Here is a 24729-nt window from a genome sequence, read left to right as displayed (position 1 = left end):
TCCGCATGCACGACTCATCTCAATCAACGACGCGCTCCAACGTTCTAACGTTTCTGGGCATTATGCTGGTGGCGCTTAATCTCAGACCCGGGCTCACCAGTGTCGCATCGGTTCTGAACCAGATCGGGCGCGGTCTGGGCCTGTCAGCGCTCGACCAGGGGATACTCACTACCCTGCCCGTGCTGTTTCTGGGCATCGCGGCACCACTGGCTCCGGCATTATCCCGTCGCTTGGGCATCGAGCGAGCCGTGCTGGCGGCTGTTGTCCTGCTGGCATTTGCACTGCTTGCACGTCCGTATCTGGATTTTGCCGCCTTGTTGATTGGGACCAGCATTGTGGGGAGCTGCATTGGAATAATGGGCGTCCTTTTGCCAGGCATCGTCAAACGCGACTTTCCTCAGCACGCCAGCCTTCTGACCGGGCTCTACACCGCCGTGGTGTTCTTCGGCGCCTCATCCGCAGCCGGCGTGACAGAGCCCCTTCGAATGGCGTTTGATGGAGACTGGCGGTCGTCGTTGATGGTGTGGGCAGTCCCTGCGGGGATCGCCTCAATGGTCTGGGCAAGCCAGTTAAATCCTGAACCCATTCGAAAGGCGCGGCCCACGCCAGGCCACTCACTGTTCCGGGACCCGCTGGCCTGGCAGGTCACGCTCTACATGGGACTGCAGGCAGTCCTGGCGTTCGCTGTTTTTGGCTGGCTACCCACAATCCTGCAGAGCCGGGGGCTGACGCCCGTTAACGCTGGCTTTGCTTTATCACTGTCGATCATGCTCCAGATCAGTACCGCTATTCTGGCACCCTGGGCAAGCAGCAAAATGCGTGATCAACGCCTTATCATCGCACTCGCCATCGTTTTCACGATCAGTGGCATCCTTGGATGCATTGTCGGCCCGCTACCCCAGATCTGGCTCTGGGTCGTCATCCTGGGACTGGGTCAGGGGGCTACCTTCAGTATGGCACTGACGCTGCTGGCCATTCGCGCGGGTGATCCGGAAACGTCAGCCCGACTGTCGGGGATGGCACAGGGGGTCGGCTACACCATGGCAGCATTTGGCCCACTGGTCCTTGGCGTGCTGAATGAATGGTTTGATGACTGGCGGATCGCCGGAGTGTTCCTTGCCCTGACGGGACTTGGTGCACTCGCGGCTGGCATCGCGGCTGGGCGTGATCGTCTGGTTGGCTCTCACGCCGCAGCAAACGCCAGCGCGTGATGGGCAGGCCAGGCCTATCCAGCCTGATTTTGGATATGGAGTTCACGCACCTGCTCAGCGAACTCAGGGACCGGACCTTGAACGGTCACGTGCGGAGCAATCTCCTGAACCGCCAGTAGACGCACAGGCGGTGCGGCTGCACCGAGCTCAACCAGCCAGTCGCTCAGCTGCTGGCCAGAACTGGCATAAACAATACGCCCCAAGCCGGCCCAGGCATGAGCAGCCGAGCACATGGGACAATGTTCACCCGAGGTATACACGGTGGCGTCTGCGCGCTCCTGCTCTGTCATGTTGAGGGCGGCCCAGCGGGCCAGAGCGAACTCTGGATGGTAGGTGCTGTCATGGCTCACAACGCGGTTGCGGTCTTCCGCTCTTACGGCGCCATTACCATCCACCAGCACCGAGCCAAACGGTGCGTCGCCTGCCTCCAAAGCCTCCCGGGCGAGCGTTATGCACCGACGCAGGTGCGCTCTATCAGTCTCGGTCACCATCGATACACCTCATTGCGATTCGATTCATTCATTGCTGCGAAACCACCTTGGACACTGTAACCCAAAAGCCGATGCAGAGCAGGTCAACTCCGTCCAATACTGCCCGACTGCAGTCACTCACAGATTCGAAGGGTCTTCCTGTTTCCCGCCAACGGCATAGTGATGGATTGCACCAACAAGATGCAGTACAAGCAGAGCCGGGAGCAGGTATAGGCCAATGTAAACATGAAGCCATTCCATGGGCTCGTGAATGACGGACAGGCTCTCAAGTGGCACGCAAACAGAAAACCAGTTGAACACATTCATGCATTCATCTTCCGTAAACAGATACATTGGGCCCGTAATCACCAGCAATGCGAGCAGAACCAGTATTGCCCTGTGCATGAGATACGCACTCCAGCGCTCCAGGGCAGTCTGGCCAGTACTCTCAGGGAATCCCTCATACCACCTGACGATCACTCGCCAGGCCACGAACAGAAACACAAAGAAGCCCAGCGACACGTGAATCCCCATCACATAGCCTTCGACTGCTTCTGAGGGCGCCGCCGCTGCTGCATAGCCTAGCGCCAGCATGACGACGACCAGAAGCGCTGTGACCCAGTGATTGATCGTTGATAGTGCGGAGTAGCGATGTTGGTTTGGCATTGTCATTCCTTATTACTGGTCTAACAGTTTATATCCAGGGGGGCAGCATTCATCAGGGGCCCTGGGCTCGCGCTATGGGCTCAGAAGATCTGAGCCCATAGCTGTCCGAATCAATCGCGACGAACATCGGACGGTGTCGTATCGCCAAGGCGGAAGTGAACACTCAACGCCTCGCCCTCTTCACCATTACTGCGCTTACCATAGCCCTCCACTTCAACTTGACCGCTGGTATCCACACTGATCTCTTCAATACGGGTCAGTCCTTCGCCAAAAGCTGCCTCCGCATACTGACGCACCTGATCCGTCGTCATACCCCAGGCGCCGTCGATTCGTTTCTGACGCTCCTCTCGACCGATGTCGCCAGAGCCATCAATGGCCACTTCCACGTGCCACTCATCATCCAGCCAGCCCTCCACTTCGGTCATGCGGCCATCCTCGGTTTCCAGCTCATTGAAATGGCTGACCCCATGATCGGACGCAGCCGTGACAATCCGATTCACGTCCTCCATCGAACCGGCGGCCTGAGCCATCGGCGCGAGCGCCAACGCGGACAAAAGCGTGATACCTGCTACTGTTTTCATGGAACTTCCTCCAGAATCGTTCTATGTGGGCGAATCGCTGTCGATTCATGATCCAAGCTACCAGTGGCTGCGTGACCCAACGGTGAGCGATTCATTCATACTCTGTTCATGCTGGCTTTCGCTATAATCGCGTTATGCTGAATCCAACGTTTCTCTCCGCTCCCAAAGCGCTCAAACCCGCAATCCTGTGCCTGCTCACCTTTGCATGCACTCTTCCGCTCGTGTCACTGGCGGATGATGATGAATGGCGTGAATTGCATGAACAGGTTGAGGCGGGCGAACTGTTACCGCTGAGCGAGATCATTGAAACGCTACGCCGCGAGTACAAAGGCGAGGTTATTGAAGTTGAGCTGGAGGATGAGGCAGGCGCCCGGGTCTATGAAATCGAGCTTCTCGGGCCGGATGGTCAGGTGGTGGAATTCCTGCTGGATGCAGCCACCGGAGAAATAATCGGCATAGAAGGTACAGGGATCAATCAGATGAGGCGCGATCCATGAAGCTGCTTCTGGTGGAAGACGACCAGGCCCTGTCCCGGGAGCTCTCCAGCGCCCTGGAAGAGACGGGGATCATTGTGGAGTGCACTGAAACCGGTTCGGATGCCGACTTTCAGGTCATGACCCAGTCCTACGATGTGATCATCCTCGACCTTGGTCTTCCCGACGGTAATGCGGTGACCTGGCTTGAGAGCTGGCGCCACCGGGGGATGGATGTCCCTGTGCTGATACTCACAGCCCGGGAGCGCTGGTCTGACAAGGCCGCCGGCTTTTCAGCCGGTGCCGACGACTATGTCACCAAACCGTTCGAGACCGCCGAGGTGCTTTTCAGGCTACGTGCGCTCGTGCGACGCAGCCACAATCATGCGCATCCACAGATCCAGGTAGGCAACCTGACCCTGGACACCCAGCTTGGTCAGCTCACTCACTGCGGCATGCCAGTATCATTGACCGCGCAGGAGTACCGGCTGATGGAAAGACTGATGCACGCCTTCCCGCGTATCGTGAGTCGCCAGGAGCTCGCGGAGTACACCTATGAAAGCGACCATGAACCCGACTCCAACGTCATCGATGTCCAGATCAGCCGCCTCAGGCGAAAGCTCGGGGCAACCATCATCGAGACGCTGCGCGGGCGTGGTTACCGCCTGACGGATCCCGGGGATACGCAGTGACCCAACGCCGCGCCACTATCCATATCCGGATGCTCGCCGGCGCCTGCCTGATGATCCTGCTCGTGCTGCCCGTCTCCGGGTTGCTGCTGTCCTACAACTTCCAGCAGTCCATACACACGGCGTTCGACGAGCGGCTGGAGTCGCTGCTCAACGTGGTTCTTGCCAGCCTTGAATACGATCGTGTCAAAGGCTCGCTGCCACCTCCCGACGTGCCGGGCGAGCCGCGATTCAGCCGCATATTTTCAGGCTGGTACTGGCAGATCGAAGGGCCCGAGCAGACGCTTGCATCCCGGTCACTCTGGGATGAGCGGCTCTCCCTCGCCGACAGCGATAGCCTGGTGCGCCATGACGCCATTGGTCCCAATGGTGACCGGCTGCGGGTCGTCCAACGCCAAGTGACACTGCCCGGCATGGATCAACCCATTCATGTCCTGGTGGCGGCACCACTGCACTCAATCCAGGCAGAGATGGATCAGTTCAACCAGCTCCTTTGGATCTCTCTCGCGGTGCTCGCGCTCATCCTCCTGGCGGGCCTGGCCATGCAGCTGCACTGGGGGCTGGCCCCATTACGCAGCATCCAGTCTGATCTGGCCCATGTCGAAAACGGTGACCGTGACAGACTGAACACTGATCTTCCGGCGGAGCTGACCGGCCTGGCCAATGCGATGAATCGGGTGCTGGAGCGCGATCAATCCCTGATCAAGCGCAGTCGCCAGACGGCGGACAACCTGGCGCATGCCCTTAAAACCCCCATTGCCGTTATAGGCACACTGGCGGGTCGGCTCCGCGATGATCAGCGGGTCACGCTCCAGAGCGAAATCCAGCGCATGGATGCGGCCATCCGCCATCACCTTTCCCGCGCCGCTGCTGCGGGGCCCTCAGCATTGGGAACACCCCGCAATCTTGCTGAAACCCTTCAGCCCCTCATTCAGGGTTTTGAACGTCTTGCCCAACGCCGCCAGCTTGAATGCGACTTCATCATTCCGGAGACCATCAGCGTCAGAACCGATCCCCAGGATCTGCAGGAAATGGTCGGAAACCTGGTGGATAACGCCGCCAAGTGGGCCACCCAGCGTTTCAAGCTCGTCGTGGAACAAAGCACTGACGGTATCCTCTTCAGGGTGATGGATGACGGTCCAGGAATGAGCGCGGATGCACGGGCGGCGGTAATGGAGCGGGGTGTCAAACTCGACGAATCCAGTGCCGGTTCAGGGCTGGGTCTTGCCATCGCCCGTGATCTTGCGGCTTTATATGGTGGCGATCTGCATCTGGAACAGGCTGAGGATGGGGGTATTGAAGCGAGATTGCGGTTGCCTGACCGTCCGCATTCGCATGATTAGGTCACCCGAGACCCAAAGCCCAGCATGGCTTTCGCTGTTTCAGTCTTGAATCACGTCAGGTTCGGGCTTTTCAAGGGCAATGTAGATGCCGGATCCGATAATGATGGCAGCACCAACAAAGGTTAAGGCGTCTGGCCATTCGCTGAAAAGCCACCACCCAAAAAACACAGCGCCCATTATTTCAAGGTATTGGACGGGAGCCAGGACACTGGCGCTTGCATGTGAAAACGCCAGGGCAATGAGCACATGGGCGAAGGCGGCCAGCACCCCCAGCAGAACGAGCAGTTGCCATTGCTCCAGTGTGGGCCATTGAAATTCGGTTAGAGCCAGAGACATCATCTGCCCCGCTCCCAGCAGAATGACCATAAGCACAGATGCAGCAACACTGATCATCAGCTGGAGTCGAACCGATTTTTGTAGGCTGGTAGCAGCCTCTGCCCCATGCGTTGGGTCAGCACGCTCGCGCAGTGCCCGGGTTGATGTCAGGTAAGCGGCGTACGCCGTGGCAGCCAACAAAGGCAGAATAGTGGCCCAGCCGTACGCCTCGATATTGGGGCGAATCACGATCATCGCGCCAACTAATCCAACAGTGACCGCAATCCAGCGTCGTCTGGACACTGTCTCTTTTAAGAACCATTTCGAGAACAGGACCAGAATCAACGGTTCGACAAAGAAAATGGCAATATTGTTAGCAAGCGGCAGGTAGCTCAGTGCCCCAGAAGAGAAACAAAATGGAGGCGGCAACCAGGCTCCCCAGCCACCAGTCTCTGGCCTTGAGCCCTTGCAGCCAGATGCCTTGATGACGCCACCATAGCCACAACGGAAGCAGCAGAAGGCATTGAATCACAAACCGAGTAGTGGTGATTTGGCCGATGGAAAGGCTTTGACCAACAAGCTTGGCAATAGCGTCTGAGGCAGGGATGGTCAAAACCGCGATGGTCATCCACACCAAGCCCCGCCACTGTGCCACGTCTGGTTGGGTCATGAAGAACCTCGCGCATTCATCAAGAGGAAGGCCTTACGTTTTTGTTGATGACGGTGACGCATCAATCCCGGCTGGACGATCGCGGTCAGCAACTCAGGTAAAGGTCACTATCTTACCGAAACAGACATGGTCTTGCCCGATACAACCAGGATCTGATTCGAGCATTATAAAACGCGAGGAAAATAGCAAAACGCGTCACCAGACTCAAAGCGAGGGTGGTTTTTCGAGACCGGGCGTTTCGTGGTAACACCACTTAGCCTCAAGCGGAAGAAGGTCTAAGAGTAAACGGACATAGAATTCCTCCGTGCGGCGCCAGCGCGCTACGGTGATTACAAGCGGTTGAAGGCAGGAGCCGGGTCGATGGGACTTTTCAATCTGGGCAAAAAAGATGACTACGGGCGCCAGCGCCGGGTCGAGCACCGTGGGCGCCACCTGCGTGCGAGCCGCACCGGTGGTGTTGCGCTCCGGGCCCAGGCAGAGGCGGCTGGCGTGAACGTCACTGCCAACACGAGCACCGGATTCCGTGTTTCCGGAACACCCATGATCAATACCCAGGTCGCCCTGCAGAACGGGCGCTTTGTGTTGCGGGGCCGCTACCGCGAGGGGCCCACGAAACTCAACGTCTCCAAGACCGGCGCAACGGTCTCTACTCGCAACGCACTGGGTTCTTTCAACTGGATCAAGCCCAACCGCTCATCGGCTAAGGTAGCCGGTGTCCAGGTGCGTGGACAGAACGCGGCCTTCCTGCAGATGATCTATATGCTATTCGTGGGCCTTGCGATGGCCGTGCAGGTGCTGATTCAGGCGCTGGTGGTGTTGTTTCGCCTTGGCGTATTGTTGGGCGGGATCGTCTATAGGCTCGCATTGGCGACACCCTACGCGGTGGCGGTTACGAAACGGCGCTTTCGCAATTGGCGTCTAGCTCGTCGGGTTTCACAAGGCATGGAGGGGCTGGAACCGCCCATCTCTGCCTGGACCCAGGAGGCACTGATCGCTGGAACCGCTCTGGTTCTGGTGGCGTGGGGGCGCGAGCGTGATCCAGATGAGGTAGCGCAGGCAATGCAGGAACGCGTGGCCTCGAATTCTGAGACCTGGCCCGTGCTGGCCAGCGCAACAGAAGACCTTGTTGCAGTGGCTGCTCGCGTCCAAAGGCTGCAGGACAATGACGCTGAACAGCGGGCGGAGGCGCCTCCTATGGTGATGGCCGCCCTGGCCCAGCGAATGACGGAGAAAGCCCCCGAGCACACCGTCTCTGAAACGATTCTGCAGGCGGATGAGCTCGCACTGGAAGATGGCGACCGCACGCAACGTCAGGAAGCGTTGATCGAGATCTACGCGGATTTCGCAGGGATCCGATTTCAGGAGCCGGAAGAGGTGGCCTCTGCAACGAATGCTACACAAAGCCAGCCCGAATCAGCGGGGGGCAATAGAGGACCGGCGCCAGCAGCTCATGGCGCCTACGTCGCCTTGAATACCGCTACCGAGCAGGAACTGCAGAACGTCCCGCACCTGGGGCCAGAGCGTGCACGCGAGCTCATCACCATGAGGCCGATCACAGATCTGAACCAACTGACCGCTATCAACGGAATTGGAGCGACACGTCTAGACGATATCCGCGATTATGGGGTGACGCTGGACTGAAACTGTCTCAGAGAGATACCCGATGTGGGCGTGCAGTCCTACACTGTGCTGCTACGGATGGAGTGCCCGCTGGAATCGCAACGGGTAAACTGAATACCGAGACAACAACACCCCCGAGGGACCAATGGGCTTTGAAAAGGACCTGAAACCCGAAAAGGCTCTGATTTTCCGGATTACCCATCGCCGAAACTTACCGTGGTTGCTGGACCATGGGCTGCATTGCCCGTCCAGTAAAATCCAGGATGACGATTTCATCACCATTGGCAGCGAAGACCTCATTCAGGGACGCGCCACGCACCAGGTCCCAATGGCGCCAGGCGGGGTGCTTGCCGACTATATCCCATTTTATTTCACCCCGTACTCGCCAATGCTGCTCAATATTGTGACGGGGCGAAATGTCCAGAAACGGCCTAAGTCCGACATTGTGATACTGGTTAGCTCACTCCCAAAAGTCGAGGAAGCGGGCGTCCAGTACCTGTTCAGTGATCGTCATGCCTACCTGATCAACGCAGAGTTCAGTGATGACATCGCAGACCTTGCCACCATGGTCCGATGGGACCTTCTCCAGGCTCGGGACTTCCAGAAAGATCCTGAAGATCCCGAGAAGTCGGAGCTTTACCAGGCAGAAGCTCTCATCCATCAACACCTACCGGTGGATGCTCTCAAGGGCATAGTGACCTACAATGAAACCGTAAAAGCTGAGATCCAGGCACTGGCCGACGAGCGACAGCTTGACCTGAGCGTATACAGCAAACCGAGTTGGTTTTTCTGATGATCGAGTACACAGAAGGCAATTTACTGGAAGCCGATGTGGATGCCTTGGTGAACACCGTCAACACGGTGGGCGTCATGGGCAAAGGGATCGCTTTGATGTTCAAGGAAGCCTTCCCGGAAAACTTCAAAGCCTATGCCCAAGCCTGCAAGTCCCAAACGGTACAGCCGGGTAAGATGTTCGTTACGGAGCGCTCAGACCTCGTAGGACCTCGGTGGGTTATCAACTTTCCCACGAAGCAGCATTGGCGGTCCCCCTCGAAACCGGAGTGGATAGCTGACGGCCTCCATGATCTGAAACGGGTCATCCTGGAACACGACATCAAGTCTATTGCCATCCCACCTCTGGGGAGCGGCAATGGTGGACTCGACTGGTCCACGGTGAAGCCGATGATTGAAGAGACTCTAGGCGATCTCACTGAGGTACGCATTGTCGTTTATGAGCCGACAGCACAGTACCAAAACGTCACCCGTCGAACCGGGGTTGAGAAGCTCACCCCACCACGAGCGCTGATCGCAGAACTTGTTCGCCGTTACTGGGTGCTTGGTATTGAATGCTCTTTGCTCGAAATCCAGAAACTGGCCTGGTTCATGGAGCGGGCGATCAACAAGACAGGGCTGAAAGATCCCATGGACCTTCGCTTTGAAGCCAATCGGTACGGGCCGTATGCGGACCGGCTACGCCATCTGCTGGATTCACTTGATGGAAGCTACCTGCAGTGCGAAAAACGATTGGGGGATGCCAAGCCAGAAGATGTCATCTGGTTCGATCAATCGCGTAAAGAGAAAGTAGCCGTCTACCTCAAGTCTGGAGAGGCACAGGCCTATACGCCAGCTCTGGATAAAGTCTCCAGCCTGATCGACGGATTCCAGTCTCCCCTAGGTATGGAAGTGCTCGCCACGGTGGATTGGCTCATCGCGCGTGAGGGCTGCGAGCCGAACCTGAAGAGCATTAAAGCAGGTTTGAAAAAATGGCCTGCGGGCGAACAGGCAGCAACCCGAAAAGCCAGCCTATTCAGCGATGCAATGCTTCAGCACGCGATTACCCGCCTGCAGCAATTCTGACTCTGCACCAGACACTCGTTATTTCACCTCAACCAAAGAATAAAACGCATTCAAAAAACAATGGACTGACGCACCAGCCCGGGTGAGAACGATGCCACCATGCGTCTACTTTTTTGGGGGCTTGCCAATCCATGTGTCGGATTAATGCCGGGATGGGCGCAAGGTATTGGTTGGAAAACAAGCGGTCACTCCATCAACTCCTGCGCCCGACGATCTGCTGATGTACCCCTGGTCAGGCCAGAGTTTCCAATGCATGAATGGCATCGACCTTCAATGGGAGCCGGTTGGCCCAGAGAATATCGTCGCGGCTATAGCCCGTCTCCCGTACCATCTGCTCACCATAGCCCAGCAATGGAAGCATGTGGCGGCGGAAAAGCAAACGACGACGACACCGCCACCACCCCATATCCAGTGCTCTGATCAGCTCCATCGATGGCATTGCTGGCATGTAGAACCCGTTCTGGCGCGGCTTGGGCGGTGGCGCCAGTCCGCTCGCTTTTGTCCAGGCTTGGCGGAAATGCTGGGGCAGGGTCATCTCATTCATCGCGTTCCTCCACTCTCATTACTGCTGGTCAGCCAGCAGGGACCAGGCACCTGCCAAGCAGATGCGGTTAGTCTTGGATAATTACGAGAGTCGCGACCTCTGTTTTCATAGCTTGGCCATTCACCTTGGGTAACTCAAACAAAAAGTTTTAAACTCCGCGTTAAGTTTTTCTGAAAAGTGGGGCGTTATGAGCCAACCGCCTACCAATGCATCCAGCCGTGCCGCGTTACCGCTGCTGGATAGCGAGGTGCTGCGCACCTTTGTGACGATTGCGGAGAGCGGTAGTTTTACCCGGGCGGCCCAACAGCTCTTTCGAACGCCTTCCGCACTGAGCATGCAGATCAAACGTCTGGAAGAGACGCTAGGCCAGACCCTGTTTGTACGCGAGGCTCGCCATGTGCGCCTTACCGCCGAGGGAGAAGTGCTCCTGGGCTACGGGCGGCGGCTGCTCAAGCTGAATGCCGAAGCCGTTACCCAGTTTCTGGCCCCTACGCTGGAAGGGCGCGTGGGATTTGGGATAACTGATGACGTGGTGGGGCGTATCCTGCCCAATGTGTTATCCCGATTCGCCCGATCGCATCCGGCCGTTCAGGTGGATGTCGTGGTGGGACACAGCATTGATCTGTTCGCAAAGCTGGATGACGGCGAACTGGATCTGGCCCTGGTGATGGGAAGTGAGTCACGACAGGATTTGCACAGGGAAGTGATTCATAGTGAAACACTGGTATGGGTCGGTCATGAGGATGGGATTGCTGTGGAACAAAGGCCCCTGCCGGTAACCCTGGCCCAACATGGGTGTGAATGGCGCAGGATCACGCTGAACGCCCTGGATGATGCTAGCGTTGATTACCGAATCGCCTACTCCTGCGACTATTGTTCCGGGCAGGAAGCCGCCATTTTGGCGGATCTTGCGATTACAGCCTTCCCGAAAAGCCTGATTCGGCCACCGCTAAAACGCCTTACCAACGATGCACTGCCGCCACTTGGTGGTTACCAGGTGGCGCTGGTGAATCATCCAGGCCGCAGTAATGCCAGCGCAGCATTGGCTGAGCATGTACTGGAGGCTGACCCTACCCCACAATTTAGTACCGCTTAAAGCTGGAAAATCCGGCACGATAAAATCGTGACGAGGAGATCATGCCATGAAGCGTTACCGTTTTACCGATCAGCAGATTGCCTGCGCCCTGAAGCAGGCCGAACTCGGCACTCCGATCCCGGAGGTCTGTCGCAAGATGCGCATTTTGGACGCCACGTTCTACGCGTGGCGCAAAAATTTGCGGGGCTGGCTCAGCGGTCCAATTTGACAGCTGTGCCTGAAGCGACCAAGAGAAATAATGGCCCTTCAGGTAGTTTGCTGTAATCCAAATCAATACCGACAACCGCATCGGCGCCAACAGACACCGCCTCTTGTCGTAGTTCCTTTAGTGCATAAGCCTTCGCCTCTTTTAGCGGTTTTTTCATAGCCTCGCTACGACCTCCAAAGAAACCGACGCCAACCGTTTTCCAGCCAGTCGCGATATCAACTGCGAAGGCACATTCCGCTGCGATCACGTCGATTCGTTCGGTTATTGGAAGATCCGTAACACTTTCAGTGGTCAGGGTGACCTTTGACTCAGCGTCTGTAAGGCGTGCTTCGACAGGCCCAATGGATTGAGGTGTGAGTTCGTATTTTTCCACAGCTCCGGATGATAAATCCTCAACCTGCGTAACATCAGCGTAAGGGCGACCTACCCGCGCGCGCTTCTTCGCTGCCTCGACGCCATTGGCATCAATATCGACGGAGTAATCTTCGCCATCTTCCTGTAAGTGGACTCGGTAATCTGCCATTAGCTGCTCCGGTGTCTCCGCTTCGCAGTTTATTAGTAAAGGAAGTTAAGCAGGTCTGGTTTGTGCTGCAAACAGAGCTCGCTGGGAAAACCAATTTGGCAATCCACAGCATCTACCGATAGTTTGCCCTGCTTGTAGAGGCCAAGTACTGCGCGAATTCTTCAAAAACCTGCTGGGTGGCCAGCGCGTAGGTCTGAAGCTGCTCCTCAGAAACATAGATGCTATTCCCGGTTAAAGGCATCTCGATGTGTGAAAACTCCGGCCGTTTCAACCACTCAAAATCATCAAAGTTGCTGGCACTCGGATCTTCAAACAGTTTCGGGTTGATCTTGCGGAGCCTCGAAGCGGAAGATCCATCGCCATGCTTGACAGTGTTTACGACTAGGCGCAACTCTCCTTCTATCAGATCCCATCCTGCGAACGAGTTAAGTTCGATTCCTAGGTTCGTGCGGAACCACTCCTCCGCCTTCGCTAGTTTCGAATCAGCAAGGGGAGGCAACCCACGAAATAGGCCGTCCTTAGAGATGTGCTGAAGTTGCTGCTCAAACAAGTGGAACAAGCCAACGGCCAACAGGTTGACCGTTCCCTGTCGAAACTCAGACATCATGAGATAGAAGTCGATGCCTGCCTCGTACGCAGCCTCAGCAGCTTGCCCAAGGTTTTCGTCATCAGCCGAACCTGAGCAAGATCCGAGCCTGGCGTACTCCGCTTCCGACACAGCATCTGCTCGGCACTCCAACCCCTCAAAGCCTGAAAGCACGTCCCGGGTAACGATCTCTGAGAACGTACGTAACGATGGAAGCACAGACTGGCGAATACGGGCCGCCAAATAGGGGCCGTTGTCGAAAATGAGCGAGGAAAGCACTGTTACCCCTGTAAATGGTTTGGCGTTCCCAAATGGCCGCGCTTGTTGACCAGATCCTATTGATCTTGAGCAAGCACTATCTCAACTACATTAAGGGGCTCAACCAACTTTCTCAAAATTGACGCCCCTACGCTTTCACTGCACCCTTATCCCCAAACGGCCTCTATGCCTCTGACACCACCTGTCGCAGGCGCCGCCCAGAATCGCGTCAATCGCACCGATCCAACGCCCCTTTGCACGGAGCCCGAATGAACACGGAAAACCATTCCGAAATTGCGTCCTTCATCTGGTCCATCGCCGATCTACTACGCGGCGATCTCAAGCAGTCCCAGTACGGCCGCGTCATCCTGCCGTTCACCCTGTTGCGCCGGATGGAATGCGTGCTGGAGCCGACAAAGAACGCGGTGCTGGATGCCACCAAACAGCATGCGGATAAACCCGAAACCGCCCGGGACCGCCTGCTTTACCGCGCCGCTGACCAGCCGTTCTACAACAGCTCTCCACTGAGTCTCGCGTCGCTGTCAGACACGCAGACCGGCGAAGACCTGATGAGCTACGTGCACTCATTCAGCGCCCAGGCACGGGCGATCTTCGAGCATTTCAACTTCGAGGACTTCGTCCAACAGCTGGAAAGCAGCAACCTGCTGTATCAGGTCGTCCAGGAATTCGCGGCGGTGGATTTGAGCCCGAAGCGCATCTCCAACTTCGGCATGGGCAGTGTGTTCGAGGAGCTGATCCGCAAGTTCGCGGAAAGTTCCAATGAAACGGCCGGGGAACACTTCACCCCGCGTGACATCGTGCACCTGGCCACCTCCCTGGTGATGACCGGTGAGGAAGACCACCTCCAGCCGGGCAAGATCCTGACTATCTACGACCCGACCTGCGGAACTGGCGGGTTCCTGTCCGAGGCGGAATCCTACGTGAAGTCCATCAGCGAGCAGGTGGATGTCTCCGTCAGCGGCCAGGAGCTCAATCCCGAGTCCTACGCCATCTGCGTGGGCGACATGCTCATCAAGGGCGAGAAGGTCGAGAACATCAAGCTGGGCAACACCCTCTCGGACGATCAGCTGCGCGGCAATACGTTCGACGTCATGCTCAGCAATCCACCCTTCGGCGTGGACTGGAAGAAGGTGCAGGACAAAGTCCAGAAGGAACACAAGGAGCGAGGCTATGACGGGCGTTTCGGCCCCGGCTTACCAAGGGTCTCGGACGGCTCGCTGCTGTTTCTCATGCACCTGGTCGCCAAGATGCGCCCGGCCGAGAAGGGCGGCTCGCGCATCGGCATCATCCTGAACGGCTCGCCGCTGTTCACCGGTGGCGCCGGCAGCGGTGAATCCGAGATCCGCCGTTACATGCTGGAGCACGACCTGGTGGAGGCCATTGTCGCGCTGCCGTCGGACTCGTTCTTCAATACCGGCATCAACACCTACGTCTGGGTGCTGTCCAACGACAAGCCCGAACAGCGGCGCAACAAGGTCCAGCTCATCAACGCGGCGGACCGTTACGCCAAGATGCGCAAATCGCTGGGCAGCAAGCGCAACTACATCCCCGAGTCCGAGCAGGACGAGATCGTGCGTCTGTACGGTCGGTTCGAGGAGACGGACGAGAGCAAGATCTTCCCGACCGAGGCCTTTGGCTACCGCCGCATCACCGTGGAGCGCCCGCTGCAACTCAACTTCCAGGCCTCACCGGAGCGCATCGAGCGGATGAAGGGCGAGAAGTTCTTCGAGAAGCTCGCCGAGGACGACCAGGCCAACCTGATCAGCGCCTGCGAAAGCCTGGGCGACCCCCTCTACCGCAACCGCGAAGACTTCCTGGAAGCCCTCAAGGGCGAATGCACCAAGGCCACTTTCTATCCCAGCGCCGCCCAACTCAAGAACATCTGGAAGGCGCTGGGTGAGCACGACCCGGAGGCCGACTACTGCCGGGATAAGAAAGGCAACCTCGAAGCCGACCCGGACCTGCGGGACAACGAGAACGTCCCGCTCGGCGAGTCCGTCTACGACTACTTCGAGCGCGAGGTCCTGCCCCATGTGCCGGACGCCTGGATCGATGAGTCCAAGACGGATGAGAAGGACGGCGAAGTCGGCATCGTCGGCTACGAAATCCCCTTCAACCGCCACTTCTACGTGTTCGAGCCACCCAGGCCACTGGAGGAAATCGACGCGGACCTCAAGGAATGCACGGACACGATCAAGCGGATGATTGAGGAGATGGCGGTATGAGCTATCCGAGTTATCCGGAGTATCAAAAATCTGAGGTGAGGTGGTTAGGAAACGTGCCATCGCACTGGGAGATTTTCTCGCTCAAGCGCGCCGTTGACGGCTGCATAAACGGCGTGTGGGGCGACGAACCTGACGGGAACAGTGATGTCGTTGTTCTAAGGGTTGCAGACTTTGATAGAGAAACCCTCAGAGTTGGAACGGAGAAACTGACCCTAAGAAGTGTTCCGGAGCGGGATAAGAAAAATCGTCTCGTCCGTTCAGGAGATTTGTTGATTGAGAAATCAGGAGGTGGCGACAAGACACTAGTAGGCTGCGTCGTTTTATTCGATCTCGGTTTTGACGCAGTGACTTCAAACTTCGTTGGAAGAATGAGTCCGCTCCCGGGATTTGATGCAAACTTTCTCTGCTACGCTTTCAATAGCTTATACCAACAGCGAGTGAACTACCCGTCGATAAAACAAACCACAGGCATTCAGAATCTTGATGTAGAGGCGTACCTTCAGGAACGTTTCTGTTTTCCTCCGAAATCGGAACAAACCCAAATCGCCCGCTTCCTCGACCACCAAACCGCCCGCATCGACGCCCTGATCGCCGAACAACAACGCCTGATCGAGCTGCTCAAGGAAAAGCGCCAGGCGGTGATTTCCCATGCCGTGACCAAGGGGCTGGATCCGGATGTGGCGATGAAGGATTCCGGGGTGGAGTGGCTTGGGGAGGTGCCCGAGCACTGGGAGGTCAGGAAGCTTTCTACGGTAACTGACAAGATCACGAATGGGTATGTGGGGCCGACACGAGATCTTTTCGTAGAAGAAGGTATTCCTTATCTGCAGTCGCTCCACATTAAGAACAACCAAATTATTTTCTCACCAGAATACTACGTCCCCAAATGGTGGAGTGATGAGCACGCTAAATCCATTTTGAAGCCAGACGATGTGCTTATCGTTCAAACAGGAGATATCGGCCAAATTGCAGTCGTTCCAGACGATTTCCCCGAAGCAAACTGTCATGCTCTGATTGTTACATCGACGATCAAACAGAGCCTTTCCGGTTCTTGGTTGGCTTGGGTCTTGCTTTCTGATTATGGCTATAACTCATTAATGTCCATTAAAACAGGAGCATTACATCCCCACCTGAACTGCGGATACGTGAAGGATATCTATATTCCTGTTCCCCCACTGTTGGAGCAGGCTGAAACAATGGACTTCCTCACTCATGAAGAACAGGGACATCAGAAGCTGCTCTCGCAGGCCGAGTCAGCAATTGGGCTTTTGCAAGAACGCCGCTCAGCCTTAATTTCCGCTGCCGTCACAGGGAAGATCGACGTCCGTGACTGGCAGCCACCAAGTTCCGAGACTTTCCCTGATTCTTCAGTTAAGCAAGGAGTACCAGTATGACTCAGGGTAGGAGCATCCGCCTGTTCCTGGTCGATGGCGCTCCCAACGGCCTCCTTACCGCTGAGATTATGAACTGGACTGGCCACGTGCTGACTGGCCCGCGCAGCAAGCTACCTGAAATTCTAGAGCGCCCAGAGTGTGCTCGAACCGGCATCTATTTCCTTGTGGGGCCGGATCCGGAGAACAGCATGCGGCCTCTGGTCTACATTGGGGAGAGCGACGATGTAGCCGCACGGCTGAAGCAGCACAACCGCGAGGGCACCAAAGGGGGTAAGGATTTCTGGGAGAAGGTTTGTCTAGTAACCAGCAAGGACCAGAACCTGACCAAGGCCCACGTGAAGTACCTGGAAAGTCAGCTCATGGCCCAGGCCAAGCTGGCGGGGCGCTGCGGGCTGGTTAACAACACGGCTCATGAGTATGGCGTTCTGCCGGAGGCGGATCAGTCGGACATGGCCTTCTTCGCTGAGCAGATCCGTACTGTGCTGCCTGTCCTTGGCTTTGATTTCCTCAAGGCGCCAACCGAATCCGGCGCAGCGAAACAAACTCCGGCATCCCCGGACTCACCGGTCTTTGAGATGCGAATTCCGAAATACAGCATCAAAGCACAGGCACGGGAGATCGACGGGGAGTTTGTCGTACTGGAAGGGTCACTGGCTCGAGAGAGTTGGGTTTCGGAGCATAAGGGCTACAGCGACCTGTTCCAGCAACTGGTCCAGGATGAGGTGCTGGTGGCGGATGGTAATGGAAAGCGGCGTTTCACGAAGGATCACGGCTTTTCCAGCCCGAGCGCCGCAGCAGCCGTTGTTTCCGGACGCAACGCGAATGGCCGCACAAGCTGGTACGTAGAAGGGACAAAGAAAAGCTACAGTGACTGGCAGGACGAGATCATCAGCCAGCAAAGCGACGATATAAAACACGGAGGTGAATGACACGATGGCAGAAGAGCGCCAGTACCAGCTGTTTGGCGAGAGCATTACGGACACTTTCATTCAGGGATCGCACTCCGGTCAGTTCAAACCAGGACTGGACAACGCCGGTGCAGCCACTATAATTAGTGGTAACAATACCTCCCACGCCTCTCGACGATGCGCACCCCGGGAGGTTACTTGTTTCGGGGCAGCGTGACTCATGCGCTTCTCCAAGCCCCCGCTCTCCCACGACGCCCAGCTTGATCTGCTTCAGCAACGTGGCCTGGTCATTGATGACCGCAGTCGTGCGCTTCACTATCTCTCGCATCTGAACTATTACCGGCTTGGCGCCTATTGGTTGCCGTTTGAGTCGGACCACGAAAGCCACGAATTCCAATCCGGTACGACATTCGAGCAAGTGCTCAATCTCTATATTTTCGACCGGGAGTTGCGCCTTCTTGTGCTGGATGCACTGGAGCGCATTGAGGTCTCGGTACGCGCGGGCTGGGCCTATTATATGGCGCATACCTATGGCCCTCACTGCCACCTGAATCCGGAGCTGTTCAAGGCACGTTGGCATTACGCCAGGCACCGTCAGCAGCTGGAGAAGGCGGTCCGCCACAGCCAGGAAACCTTTATCCGGCATCTGCAGCAGGAGTACGAGGAGCCTTTGCCACCGATATGGGCGCTGGTCGAAGTGATGACTTTTGGGCAGATATCCCAGTGGTTCACCAACACGCGACACCGGGCTGACCGAAATGCGGTCGCCAGACGGTACGGTATCGACGAGCGGATTCTCGTTTCATTGATGCACCACCTGACCACAGTACGAAATACCTGTGCCCATCATGCGCGTTTGTGGAACCGGGAGTTCACAGTGATTCCCACCACGCCCACAAAAGGGCCGGAAGCGTTACTTGAGTCCGTTCGCCATGATGGCGATCGTCGTCTATACAACACACTGACTATGCTGTTGTTTCTGATGAATACGATTAATCCGGGGCACCACTGGCACTCCCGTTTCTTCGGGCTCCTGGAGTCACACGCTATCGATCCTGAAGCCATGGGCTTTCCTCCGGATTGGCGAAACCGCCCACTTTGGAACTGCTAAGCTTGATTCACGCAAAACCGCAATGAGGACGTAATGGCGGACGAAAGGGAACACCAGTTCCAGAAGGACATCATCAACGAGATGACCGCCCAGGGGTGGCTGAGCGGTACTGCGGACGGCTATGACCGGGAGCTGGCGCTCTACACCGAGGATCTGGTGGATTTCTTCAAGGAGGCTTACCCGGATCGCTGGCAGAAGTTCGCCAAGGCCTATCCCGGGGATCCGGAGCGCCAGTTGTGCGTGGCGGTGGACCGGGAGCGGCGCAAGAAAGGCACGCTCTTCGTCCTGCGCAATCCGGTGCGCCTGCCTGGCCACTACATCGAGGCCTGCGCGTTCAAGCCCGATCACGGCATGAACCCGGAGTCCGAGCAGCGCTACCACGCCAACCGGCTGCGGGTGGTGCCGGAAGTGTCCTACTCGCCCCATGCCGGGGAGAACTACAACCCCCGGCTGGATCTGGTGCTGTTCGTTAACGGCATCCCCACGGCCACGCTGGAGCTCAAGAGCGAGTTCAAACAGTCCGTGGAGCGGGCCAAGCGCCAGTACCAGCAGGACCGACCCCTGAAGGCGCCCACCAACAAGCAGGTGGAACCACTGCTGGCATTCAAGACCGGCGCGCTGGTGCACTTCGCCGTCAGCCAGGACCGCGTGGCCATGACGACCCGCCTGGCCGGCAAGGACACGGGCTTTCTGCCGTTCGATAAGGGCACTCCGGAAGGCGCGGCGGGCAACCCGACGCCGGCCGATCCCAACGAATATGCGACCGGTTACCTCTGGAACGACGTCTTCGCCCCGGATGCCTGGCTGCGCATCCTGCAGCGCTTCCTGCACCTGGAGCAAAAGGAAGCCGAAGACTTCCACGGCAACATTCAGACAAAAGAGGCGCTCATCTTCCCGCGCTATCACCAGTGGGAAGTGGTCAACCGGCTCATCGAGACGACCCGCCAGGAAGGCGCCGGCGAGCGCTACCTGATCCAGCACAGCGCCGGCTCCGGCAAGTCCAACTCCATTGCCTGGACGGCGCACCAGCTGGCCGGGCTCTATGACGAGCATGATGCCAAGCTGTTCAACTCGGTCATCGTCATCACCGACCGCACGGTGCTCGACAGCCAGCTCCAGAACACCATCCGCCAGTTCGAGCGCACCGAGGGCATGGTCCGGGCCATCACCCGGGATGAGAAAACCACCCAGAGCAAGTCCGAGCAGCTGGCCGATGCGCTGCGCAAGGGCACGCGCATCGTCGTGGTTACCATCCAGACCTTCCCGGCGCTCTACGATGCGCTGGAGAAGGATAAAGCGCTTGCCCAGGGCCGCTATGCAGTGATCGCCGATGAGGCCCACTCCTCCCAGACCGGCACCTCCGCCACCAAACTGAAGGCCCTGTTGGGTGGTGGCGATGACGACGACGAAGGCGAGGTCAGCGCCGAGGAACTGCTGGATGCGGCCGTGTCCTCACGCAAGCCGCCCACGCAGCTGAGCTATTACGCCTTCACCGCCACGCCCAAGGCCAAGACGCTGGAGCTGTTCGGGCGCCGCTCCAATCGCAACGAACCGGCCAGCGAGGACAACCTCCCGGAGCCGTTCCATCTGTACTCCATGCGCCAGGCCATCGAGGAAGGCTTCATCCTGGATGTGCTGAAGAACTACGTGACCTACAACGTCGCCTGGAAGCTGGCGCACCCCCACGGGGACGAAGAAGAAGTGGAGTCCCGCAAGGCCTCGGCCACACTGGCGCGCTGGGTGCGGCTGCACCCGTACAACATCAACCAGAAGGTGGAAGTCATCGTCGAGCACTTCCGCGCCAATGTGCGCCACCTGCTCGACGGCCAGGCCAAGGCCATGGTGGTGACGGCCAGCCGCCAGGAAGCGGTGCGCTACATGCTGGCCATGCGCAAGTACGTTCAGGAACACGGCTACCGGGATGTCTTTCCACTGGTGGCGTTCTCCGGCGAGGTGCCTGCCGATGACGTGATTCCCGAGCCGGTGACCGAGACCAGCAAGCTGCTCAACCCGGACCTGCACGGCCGCGACCACGCCGAGGCGTTCGACACGGACGATTACAATGTGATGCTGGTGGCCAACAAGTTCCAGACCGGCTTCGACCAGCCCAAGCTCTGCGCGATGTACGTGGACAAGAAGCTGCAGGGCGTGGAGTGCGTGCAGACCCTGTCCCGCCTGAACCGCGTCTTCCCGGGCAAGGAGACCTTCATCCTGGATTTCATCAACGACGCCTCGGACATCCAGGAGGCCTTCGAGCCCTATTACCAGCAGACCGAGCTGGCCAACGTCTCCGACGCCCAGGTGGTCTACGACCTCTTCGACAAGCTCAACGAGTCCGACATCTACACCTGGAGCGAAGTGGAGGCATTCGCCAAGGCATTCTTCGATCCCAAGGCGAAGTCAGCCCGACTGACCAATGCCTGCCAGCCTGCTAAGGATCGCTTCAAGGCCCGCTACGACGACGCCCAGAAACAGATGCAGGAAGCCCGTAGGCAGGCCCGGGAAGCCGAGCGAAAAGGCGACGAGAGAGCCCAGAAACGCGCCGAGCACGACCTCAAACAGGCCGGGGAGCAACGCGACGCCCTCGATACATTCCGTAAGGACCTGCAGAGCTTCGTGCGCGCCTACGAGTTCCTCTCCCAGATCGTGTTCTACGATGACCGGGACTTGGAGCAGCTCTGTGTCTTCGCCAAGGCCCTCCACCCGATGCTGCGCATCGAGCGTTTGGAAGAAGATATCGACGTTTCCGAGCTGGAGCTTACCCATTACCGGCTGACCAAACAGGCTGAGAATCGGCTGGAGCTCGGAGACGAACAGGGCGAGTACAACCTGACGCCGGTCAGCTCCGTGGGCTCCGGCAAGGCCCACGATCCTGAGACCAAGCGCCTCTCGGAGATCATCGAGTCACTGAACGAGATCTTCGGCAGCGACATCAGCGAGAAGGACCAGCTCCATTACGCCCGGGGACTTGCAGGTCGCCTGGAGCGCGAAGAGTCGGTGATGAACCAGGTGCTGAACAACGACCCAAACCAGATCATGCACGGCTCCTTCCCGCAGAAGCTCCAGGACCTGGTGCTGGATGACATGAACGAGCATCAGAGCATGGCGGAAAGGGCGATGGAAACGCCGGAGAATGAGGTGAAGCTGGCGCATCTGGTGTTGCGGTTGTTGTTGGATAAGCACCAGAAGCCGAGCGCAGTTGAGGGGCAGAGTAGGTAAGCGCTGTTGCCGCTCACCTGCAAGCCCGACGATTTATACAATGGCATTGAATGCGCAAAGCAGGAACTCAAACGATTACACACGGCCCACCGCAGGCGCTCAACTCTATAGTTCCAGTTGTTTTTGGTGGGATCTGTGAAATCAGGTACCAAGACCGAAGGCAGTTTTGGAACGGAGAATATTGGGGGAGCCATCCAACGGGCGCGCGTTCTGCAAACGTTAAAGAAGGAGTCACAACTTGCGATATAGGCAGCTTTTGGTGTTCGTTGTTTGTCTTGGAGTGCTTCTTTTTGCCTCTAGCGTTTGGGCCGAGGCGGTTGACGAGAAGGTAGAGCAGAAGAGTCGGATTGAGCAGCTAAAACAACAAAATATGCTGCTGCAAGAGAGAATTGACGTTGTGCGTGAGCATCAGGGACGCGTGCTGTCTACTGTCCAATGGGCGTTGAGTATCCTGGCTATCGTCGCGGTGCTATTGCTGGGGTATAACTGGTTCTCGAACAAAAAGATATATGAGCGCGACAAAGCCGCGATGAACGAGGAGATGGAACGCCACAAGGAACAAGTAGATCAGCGAGTTAAGACTCATTTTGAGGGCGAGGCCAACAGGCTAAATAAAGAGGTATCTGAAGTTGAGCAGAGACTTAATGGTGCAGTGAAACAAAAAGTAGACGAGACAATAGCTGACTCCATAAAGAAACTTGAAGCAAAGATCTCGAGGGTTGAGCAAAATTCGAACCTGCGGTTGGTGGATGTTGAGTTCACGTTGGAATGGACTGACCACGAACGATGGGTCGAAAAGGATGTAATGGCAAATGCGCTAACCTCCGCAACCAGGATGCTCGAGATTTCGTTCAAGGCGAACCACGATTGGTATCTGGACCAAGCCCTGGACGTTCTTGAAAAGGACATCGATACGTTAGCTGAGCAAAAGCGCAACCAGCCGCCTGAGAGCACTGACGTGAGCAACCTGTCGGTGCAACTCGAAAAAGTTCCAGCGGAAAAGCGAATCGTTGTCGATTCAATTAAAGAGAAGTTATCCAGGCTAAGAGCGGGCCAAAAAGGTAGCTGATTTTGCCGATAAAATAGAATGCTTTAACAAGGGCATAATCGGGGTCTTAAAGCACGGTGACGAAAGAATTGCGCTTTAAGAACCCGGTTATACCTGCCGTTAGCCCAGAGAGGGAGTAATGAGCACCCGATTACCGATCGAGGAAAGAAGTTCCCGTGACTTTTGGGACGAGCAACATCAAGCGCAAGCGTCCTCGCAAATATCTTGGACGTGGAGCTTCTTACAGGAGATGAAGTTCCTAGGCTAAATCATTCTAATATTGTGTGCGCTGTGGCCGCAGACCGTCGTACGGCTTCAGTCCAGATAGACAAACTTGTTGCGGCATATGACATTAGTACCAGTTAGGTCGCAATAGATTTTAACGGCGAGGGCTTTTCGTCGCGGCTTTGCCTCCACTACGAAGCCTCGCGTGCTGGCCGCGTTAGGAGTGACAAGATCATCTATGAAAGGCGCTGAAGAGAAAGGTTGGCAAGAGCGCTTATTGCTTGCCTGCAATAACGAGGCCGATACTCAGGAAGAAGAAGAGAGGTACTTCCGCGAGGTCGCTGAGGCTGCTCCGCTCGACGAACTAGAACTGTTCCTTGATAAGCCTAGCGCTCGATACACAGAATCGGCAAGAGCGGTCATGCGCCAAGTTTACCGAACACGCATGGAAGAAATTCGCAGGCGCGAGGCGAAGGCGGCAGCCAGATCCGAATGGTGGTGGGGCTTATTGCAACAAGCATGGGCCCAAGTCGTATCGGGCATGATAGTCGGTGTACTAAGTGGTCTGGTTGCTGGTTGGTTCGTCTTTTCACCTTAGGCGCGGGTGGGCGATGCAAGACGAATACGGCGCCCCCCAACAAGGCCGTCGAGCAACAGGCAAAAGCTACGCTTCAGCCTGCCGCTGAGCTCCCCAGTTGAGGCTGTAGAACAAATTCAGAGTCGCCGGATATCAAAGCGCGTTTATGCGGAATCTGGGGGAGCTTTGATGTCACCCCATCCCTTGCTAAGCACCCTTGGCAAAAAATATAGCCCCTCCCGATGGGAGGGGCCTGGACGTCAAGCTTTCTTGCATTGGCTCGGCACTTGGTACACCTGTGATGAGGTCGCCAGGCGTTCCTTTATGCCGTGAGCTTGGGTATCTGAGTCTTTCTGTGATCGCTGCAGATCCACGTCTTCAGTGGCTTCGGGGTAGAACTCCTCCATCACCGCAGGCGTTTCGTCCTCTGAGTGCTCGAACTCGGCATTCTCAAAGCCTCGCCTTCCGGCTTCATCCAGCGCCGCCTGGTCGTAACCGGCTTGCTGCATGGCCTGCTCGCCTTCCTTGGCCTCTTGGATCGCCTCCTGCACGGATTGGCCTTCCCGCACCGTCAGATCCACATAGTAAATCGGCGCCCGGTGGCTCTGCGTAGTGCTCTTCCCTCGCAGGCGCAGTTCCAGCGTAAGCGTTCATTCTAAGACACCCTGCCACTCCAGCGAATAGCGCCCTACAGTAGCCTCAAATTCTCCAATACGAGGTTACTACTCCCATGAGCAAACGCCGCACTCCCGAACAATGGCAGGCCCTGGTCGATCAACAGCGAGACAGCGGCTTGTCAGCCATGCAGTTCTGCAAGCAGCAGAGCATCGGCTATGCCAGCTTCTGCAACTGGCGCAAGCGCCTGTCTGATGCGCAGGCTGGCGAGTCCGC

The 24729-nt window shown here is 57.1% G+C and carries 25 protein-coding genes and 1 pseudogene; 17 read left to right on the top strand and 9 right to left on the bottom strand.

The annotated features are described in order from the left end of the window. Window positions 1-5 precede the first annotated feature (5 nt). Window positions 6-1211 (top strand): CynX/NimT family MFS transporter, encoded by a 1206-nt coding sequence (locus tag CK501_RS14655; RefSeq protein WP_095618495.1) that lies wholly within the window; start codon window positions 6-8, stop codon window positions 1209-1211. 14 nt (window positions 1212-1225) lie between these two features. Here the strand turns inward: CK501_RS14655 and CK501_RS14650 are convergent, their stop codons facing one another. From CK501_RS14650 to CK501_RS14640, 3 genes are all read right to left on the bottom strand, one after another. Continuing rightward, window positions 1226-1702 carry a nucleoside deaminase gene (locus tag CK501_RS14650; protein WP_095618494.1) on the bottom strand — a complete coding sequence of 159 codons (477 nt, stop codon included), beginning with the start codon at window positions 1700-1702 and terminating at the stop codon, window positions 1226-1228. Window positions 1703-1819: 117 nt separating this feature from the next. Continuing rightward, on the bottom strand, window positions 1820-2347 hold the full coding sequence (locus CK501_RS14645; RefSeq protein WP_158223131.1) for a cytochrome b: 528 nt from the start codon (window positions 2345-2347) through the stop codon (window positions 1820-1822). 110 nt (window positions 2348-2457) lie between these two features. Continuing rightward, window positions 2458-2928, bottom strand: coding sequence for a hypothetical protein (locus CK501_RS14640; RefSeq protein ID WP_143421450.1), 471 nt, complete (start codon window positions 2926-2928; stop codon window positions 2458-2460). A gap of 134 nt (window positions 2929-3062) precedes the next feature. Between CK501_RS14640 and CK501_RS14635 the strand changes: the two genes are divergently transcribed. From CK501_RS14635 to CK501_RS14625, 3 genes are read left to right on the top strand one after another with little or no spacing between them, the layout of a single operon-like run. Then, window positions 3063-3425, top strand: coding sequence for a PepSY domain-containing protein (locus CK501_RS14635; RefSeq protein WP_095618491.1), 363 nt, complete (start codon window positions 3063-3065; stop codon window positions 3423-3425). Beyond that, window positions 3422-4093 carry a response regulator gene (locus tag CK501_RS14630; RefSeq protein WP_095618490.1) on the top strand — a complete coding sequence of 224 codons (672 nt, stop codon included), beginning with the start codon at window positions 3422-3424 and terminating at the stop codon, window positions 4091-4093. The genes CK501_RS14635 and CK501_RS14630 overlap by 4 nt, the downstream gene beginning before the upstream one ends. Next, window positions 4090-5433 (top strand): sensor histidine kinase, encoded by a 1344-nt coding sequence (locus tag CK501_RS14625; protein ID WP_233128921.1) that lies wholly within the window; start codon window positions 4090-4092, stop codon window positions 5431-5433. The genes CK501_RS14630 and CK501_RS14625 overlap by 4 nt, the downstream gene beginning before the upstream one ends. Window positions 5434-5472: 39 nt before the next feature. Here the strand turns inward: CK501_RS14625 and CK501_RS14620 are convergent, their stop codons facing one another. Next, entirely contained in the window at window positions 5473-6177 is a 705-nt protein-coding gene (locus CK501_RS14620) for a DMT family transporter (RefSeq protein ID WP_095618489.1), read from the bottom strand. Continuing rightward, window positions 6122-6418, bottom strand: coding sequence for a hypothetical protein (locus tag CK501_RS16745; RefSeq protein ID WP_143421449.1), 297 nt, complete (start codon window positions 6416-6418; stop codon window positions 6122-6124). The genes CK501_RS14620 and CK501_RS16745 overlap by 56 nt, the downstream gene beginning before the upstream one ends. Window positions 6419-6778: 360 nt before the next feature. On the opposite strand from CK501_RS16745, the gene CK501_RS14615 reads away from it, so the two are divergent. The 3 genes from CK501_RS14615 (at window position 6779) to darG (ending at window position 9895) form a co-directional block, all read left to right on the top strand. Continuing rightward, a complete protein-coding gene (locus tag CK501_RS14615; protein WP_095618488.1) occupies window positions 6779-8059 on the top strand; it encodes a ComEA family DNA-binding protein in 1281 nt (426 codons plus the stop codon). A 124-nt stretch (window positions 8060-8183) separates the two neighbouring features. After that, complete coding sequence (darT, locus tag CK501_RS14610) at window positions 8184-8831, top strand: type II toxin-antitoxin system toxin DNA ADP-ribosyl transferase DarT (RefSeq protein ID WP_095618487.1); 648 nt, start codon at window positions 8184-8186, stop codon at window positions 8829-8831. Beyond that, entirely contained in the window at window positions 8831-9895 is a 1065-nt protein-coding gene (gene darG, locus CK501_RS14605; RefSeq protein WP_095618486.1) for a type II toxin-antitoxin system antitoxin DNA ADP-ribosyl glycohydrolase DarG, read from the top strand. Before darT ends, darG begins: the two co-directional genes overlap by 1 nt. A gap of 232 nt (window positions 9896-10127) precedes the next feature. Here darG and CK501_RS14600 read toward each other — a convergent pair whose 3' ends face one another. After that, complete coding sequence (locus CK501_RS14600; RefSeq protein ID WP_095618485.1) at window positions 10128-10439, bottom strand: hypothetical protein; 312 nt, start codon at window positions 10437-10439, stop codon at window positions 10128-10130. 187 nt (window positions 10440-10626) lie between these two features. On the opposite strand from CK501_RS14600, the gene CK501_RS14595 reads away from it, so the two are divergent. Next, window positions 10627-11535 (top strand): LysR family transcriptional regulator, encoded by a 909-nt coding sequence (locus CK501_RS14595; RefSeq protein WP_095618484.1) that lies wholly within the window; start codon window positions 10627-10629, stop codon window positions 11533-11535. A gap of 46 nt (window positions 11536-11581) precedes the next feature. Beyond that, window positions 11582-11722, top strand: a pseudogene (locus CK501_RS14590) (transposase); the annotation flags it as partial. 4 nt (window positions 11723-11726) lie between these two features. Here the strand turns inward: CK501_RS14590 and CK501_RS14585 are convergent. Next, window positions 11727-12266: a heavy metal-binding domain-containing protein gene (locus tag CK501_RS14585; protein WP_095618483.1), complete on the bottom strand. Its 540-nt coding sequence runs from the start codon at window positions 12264-12266 to the stop codon at window positions 11727-11729. 112 nt (window positions 12267-12378) lie between these two features. Further along, complete coding sequence (locus CK501_RS14580; RefSeq protein WP_095618482.1) at window positions 12379-13131, bottom strand: hypothetical protein; 753 nt, start codon at window positions 13129-13131, stop codon at window positions 12379-12381. Window positions 13132-13379: 248 nt separating this feature from the next. Here CK501_RS14580 and CK501_RS14575 point away from each other — a divergent pair, with 248 nt between their 5' ends. The 7 genes from CK501_RS14575 (at window position 13380) to CK501_RS14545 (ending at window position 23859) form a co-directional block, all read left to right on the top strand. Next, the gene (locus tag CK501_RS14575; protein WP_095618481.1) at window positions 13380-15356 is read left to right on the top strand and encodes a type I restriction-modification system subunit M; all 1977 of its coding nucleotides are present in this window, start codon (window positions 13380-13382) and stop codon (window positions 15354-15356) included. Continuing rightward, on the top strand, window positions 15353-16750 hold the full coding sequence (locus CK501_RS14570; RefSeq protein WP_095618480.1) for a restriction endonuclease subunit S: 1398 nt from the start codon (window positions 15353-15355) through the stop codon (window positions 16748-16750). The genes CK501_RS14575 and CK501_RS14570 overlap by 4 nt, the downstream gene beginning before the upstream one ends. Before the next feature lie 188 nt (window positions 16751-16938). Beyond that, window positions 16939-17679 (top strand): GIY-YIG nuclease family protein, encoded by a 741-nt coding sequence (locus CK501_RS14565; RefSeq protein WP_233128920.1) that lies wholly within the window; start codon window positions 16939-16941, stop codon window positions 17677-17679. A 199-nt stretch (window positions 17680-17878) separates the two neighbouring features. After that, window positions 17879-18769, top strand: coding sequence for an Abi family protein (locus CK501_RS14560; protein ID WP_095618478.1), 891 nt, complete (start codon window positions 17879-17881; stop codon window positions 18767-18769). A gap of 33 nt (window positions 18770-18802) precedes the next feature. Next, entirely contained in the window at window positions 18803-21988 is a 3186-nt protein-coding gene (locus CK501_RS14555; RefSeq protein ID WP_095618477.1) for a type I restriction endonuclease subunit R, read from the top strand. Window positions 21989-22226: 238 nt separating this feature from the next. Beyond that, window positions 22227-23057, top strand: a complete 831-nt coding sequence (locus CK501_RS14550; protein ID WP_095618476.1) for a hypothetical protein — start codon at window positions 22227-22229, stop codon at window positions 23055-23057. Between the two features lie 442 nt (window positions 23058-23499). Continuing rightward, complete coding sequence (locus tag CK501_RS14545) at window positions 23500-23859, top strand: hypothetical protein (protein WP_095618475.1); 360 nt, start codon at window positions 23500-23502, stop codon at window positions 23857-23859. Between the two features lie 239 nt (window positions 23860-24098). Here CK501_RS14545 and CK501_RS14540 read toward each other — a convergent pair whose 3' ends face one another. Next, window positions 24099-24389: a hypothetical protein gene (locus CK501_RS14540; protein WP_095618474.1), complete on the bottom strand. Its 291-nt coding sequence runs from the start codon at window positions 24387-24389 to the stop codon at window positions 24099-24101. Window positions 24390-24568: 179 nt separating this feature from the next. Between CK501_RS14540 and tnpA the strand changes: the two genes are divergently transcribed. Further along, window positions 24569-24729, top strand: a 161-nt coding sequence (gene tnpA, locus CK501_RS17280) for an IS66 family insertion sequence element accessory protein TnpA (protein ID WP_408607578.1), incomplete at its 3' end; no start/stop codon positions are given.

It is taken from the genome of Halovibrio salipaludis (assembly GCF_002286965.1).
Lineage (GTDB): Bacteria > Pseudomonadota > Gammaproteobacteria > Pseudomonadales > Oleiphilaceae > Halospina > Halospina salipaludis.
This window is presented reverse-complemented; position numbering and strand designations above follow the sequence as displayed.

What these genes read in the sequence shown, in the direction of transcription:
- CK501_RS14655 (WP_095618495.1), top strand. Translation starts at nt 6, where the DNA reads ATGCACGACTCATCTCAATCAACGACGCGCTCCAACGTTCTAACGTTT.
- CK501_RS14650 (WP_095618494.1), bottom strand. Translation starts at nt 1,702, where the DNA reads ATGGTGACCGAGACTGATAGAGCGCACCTGCGTCGGTGCATAACGCTC.
- CK501_RS14645 (WP_158223131.1), bottom strand. Translation starts at nt 2,347, where the DNA reads ATGCCAAACCAACATCGCTACTCCGCACTATCAACGATCAATCACTGG.
- CK501_RS14640 (WP_143421450.1), bottom strand. Translation starts at nt 2,928, where the DNA reads ATGAAAACAGTAGCAGGTATCACGCTTTTGTCCGCGTTGGCGCTCGCG.
- CK501_RS14635 (WP_095618491.1), top strand. Translation starts at nt 3,063, where the DNA reads ATGCTGAATCCAACGTTTCTCTCCGCTCCCAAAGCGCTCAAACCCGCA.
- CK501_RS14630 (WP_095618490.1), top strand. Translation starts at nt 3,422, where the DNA reads ATGAAGCTGCTTCTGGTGGAAGACGACCAGGCCCTGTCCCGGGAGCTC.
- CK501_RS16745 (WP_143421449.1), bottom strand. Translation starts at nt 6,418, where the DNA reads ATGACCCAACCAGACGTGGCACAGTGGCGGGGCTTGGTGTGGATGACC.
- CK501_RS14615 (WP_095618488.1), top strand. Translation starts at nt 6,779, where the DNA reads ATGGGACTTTTCAATCTGGGCAAAAAAGATGACTACGGGCGCCAGCGC.
- darT (WP_095618487.1), top strand. Translation starts at nt 8,184, where the DNA reads ATGGGCTTTGAAAAGGACCTGAAACCCGAAAAGGCTCTGATTTTCCGG.
- darG (WP_095618486.1), top strand. Translation starts at nt 8,831, where the DNA reads ATGATCGAGTACACAGAAGGCAATTTACTGGAAGCCGATGTGGATGCC.
- CK501_RS14600 (WP_095618485.1), bottom strand. Translation starts at nt 10,439, where the DNA reads ATGAATGAGATGACCCTGCCCCAGCATTTCCGCCAAGCCTGGACAAAA.
- CK501_RS14595 (WP_095618484.1), top strand. Translation starts at nt 10,627, where the DNA reads ATGAGCCAACCGCCTACCAATGCATCCAGCCGTGCCGCGTTACCGCTG.
- CK501_RS14585 (WP_095618483.1), bottom strand. Translation starts at nt 12,266, where the DNA reads ATGGCAGATTACCGAGTCCACTTACAGGAAGATGGCGAAGATTACTCC.
- CK501_RS14575 (WP_095618481.1), top strand. Translation starts at nt 13,380, where the DNA reads ATGAACACGGAAAACCATTCCGAAATTGCGTCCTTCATCTGGTCCATC.
- CK501_RS14570 (WP_095618480.1), top strand. Translation starts at nt 15,353, where the DNA reads ATGAGCTATCCGAGTTATCCGGAGTATCAAAAATCTGAGGTGAGGTGG.
- CK501_RS14565 (WP_233128920.1), top strand. Translation starts at nt 16,939, where the DNA reads ATGCGGCCTCTGGTCTACATTGGGGAGAGCGACGATGTAGCCGCACGG.
- CK501_RS14560 (WP_095618478.1), top strand. Translation starts at nt 17,879, where the DNA reads ATGCGCTTCTCCAAGCCCCCGCTCTCCCACGACGCCCAGCTTGATCTG.
- CK501_RS14555 (WP_095618477.1), top strand. Translation starts at nt 18,803, where the DNA reads ATGGCGGACGAAAGGGAACACCAGTTCCAGAAGGACATCATCAACGAG.
- CK501_RS14545 (WP_095618475.1), top strand. Translation starts at nt 23,500, where the DNA reads ATGAAAGGCGCTGAAGAGAAAGGTTGGCAAGAGCGCTTATTGCTTGCC.